1 protein-coding gene is annotated in these 234 nt (G+C 50.9%); it reads left to right on the plus strand.

The features are described 5' to 3' along the window. Window positions 1–234 (plus strand): hypothetical protein (locus tag ACRHOC_RS15225; RefSeq protein WP_431159450.1); only part of this gene is annotated, 234 nt, incomplete at both ends.

The following is a 234-nucleotide window of genomic DNA, read 5'->3' on the forward strand; positions in this document are numbered from 1 at the left end:
ACGTCAGCAGGGAAGTTGGCTTCTAGTGTTTCTACGGTTTCACCGTTGCGGATAGCTGAATTCACAACACAAGCGAGATTTACAACAGCGGAAAGGGCTGATGGCTCTTCAAAAGAGGTCGGTTGTTTGTGCTGGCGAACGGCTATACCTAGTTCCGCTGGGAAGCTCCACATATCCAAAAGGGCTTGGCCTGCTTCTGGTGAGGTGAATCCTAAGCGCTCTAGTTCGGCATCA

The organism is Winogradskyella poriferorum, from assembly GCF_050618035.1.
GTDB classification, from domain to species: domain Bacteria; phylum Bacteroidota; class Bacteroidia; order Flavobacteriales; family Flavobacteriaceae; genus Winogradskyella; species Winogradskyella poriferorum_A.